Below are 1,520 nucleotides of genomic sequence, written 5' to 3' on the forward strand. Positions count from 1 at the left end.
CGAAATGAAGGGCGACCAGCCGGTGCGCATGGTCCCGGACGAGAACGGCGGCCCCAACCACCGCCACGCCTGCGTCAAGGGCCGCTTCGCCTGGGGCTACTCAACCCACCCGGACCGCATCACCAAGCCGATGATCCGAAAGCGCCTGGAATACCCGTGGCAGGAAGTCAGCTGGGACGAGGCGGTAACCTATGCCGCCAGCGAGTTCCGCCGCATCCAGCTGAAGTACGGGCGTGATTCCATCGGCGGCATTACCTCCAGCCGCTGCACCAACGAAGAAGCCTACCTGGTGCAGAAACTGGTGCGCACGGCATTCGGCAACAACAACGTCGACACCTGCGCGCGGGTTTGCCACTCGCCCACCGGCTATGGCCTGAAGCAGACCCTGGGTGAATCGGCCGGCACGCAAAGCTTCGACTCGGTGATGCAGGCCGACGTGGTGCTGGTGATCGGCGCCAACCCCACCGACGCCCATCCGGTATTCGGCTCGCAGCTCAAGCGCCGCCTGCGCCAGGGCGCGCGGCTGATCGTGATCGACCCGCGGCGCATCGACCTGGTCGATTCGCCGCACGCCCGCGCCGAGCTGCACCTGCAACTGCGCCCCGGCACCAACGTGGCCATGCTCAATGCCCTGGCCCACGTGATCGTTACCGAAGGCCTGCTGGCCCAGCGCTTCATCGATGCCCGCTGCGAAACCGAGGATTTCGCCCGCTGGCGCGACTTCGTCAGCCTGGCGGAAAATGCCCCCGAAGTGCTTGGCCCGGTCTGCGGTGTGCCTGCCGAGCAGATCCGCGCCGCTGCCCGGCTGTACGCCACCGGCGGCAACGCGGCGATCTACTACGGCCTGGGCGTGACCGAGCACAGCCAGGGCAGTACTGCGGTGATGGGCATCGCCAACCTGGCCATGGCCACCGGCAACATCGGCCGTGAAGGGGTAGGGGTGAACCCGCTGCGCGGGCAGAACAACGTGCAGGGCTCGTGCGACATGGGCTCGTTCCCTCACGAACTGCCCGGCTACCGGCACATTTCCAACGAGGGCGTGCGCGCCGAGTTCGAGCGTGCCTGGGGCGTGACCCTGCAGCCGGACCCGGGCCTGCGCATCCCCAACATGTTCGAGGCGGCGCTGGATGGCAGCTTCAAGGCCTTGTACTGCCAGGGCGAGGACATTGCCCAGAGCGACCCCAACACCCAGCACGTCACCGCGGCCCTGCTGGCCATGGAGTGCGTGGTGGTGCAGGACATCTTCCTCAACGAAACAGCCAAGTTCGCCCATGTGTTCCTGCCGGGCAGTTCGTTCCTCGAAAAGGACGGTACCTTCACCAACGCCGAGCGGCGCATTTCTCGGGTGCGCAAGGTGATGGAGCCGCTGGCCGGCAAGGCCGACTGGGAGGCGACCGTGGCCCTGGCCAATGCCCTGGGCTACCCGATGAACTACCGTCACCCGTCCGAGATCATGGACGAGATCGCCCGCCTGACGCCCACCTTCCACCGCGTCAGCTACGCCGAGATCGACCGCCACG

The 1,520-nt window shown here is 66.8% G+C and carries 1 protein-coding gene; it reads left to right on the forward strand.

The features are described 5' to 3' along the window. Positions 1–1,520, forward strand: a 1,520-nt coding sequence (gene fdhF / locus JV551A3_RS11650) for a formate dehydrogenase subunit alpha (protein ID WP_133978708.1), incomplete at both ends; no start/stop codon positions are given.

Origin of the sequence: Pseudomonas inefficax, from assembly GCF_900277125.1 — a bacterium.
GTDB classification, from domain to species: Bacteria; Pseudomonadota; Gammaproteobacteria; order Pseudomonadales; family Pseudomonadaceae; genus Aquipseudomonas; species Aquipseudomonas inefficax.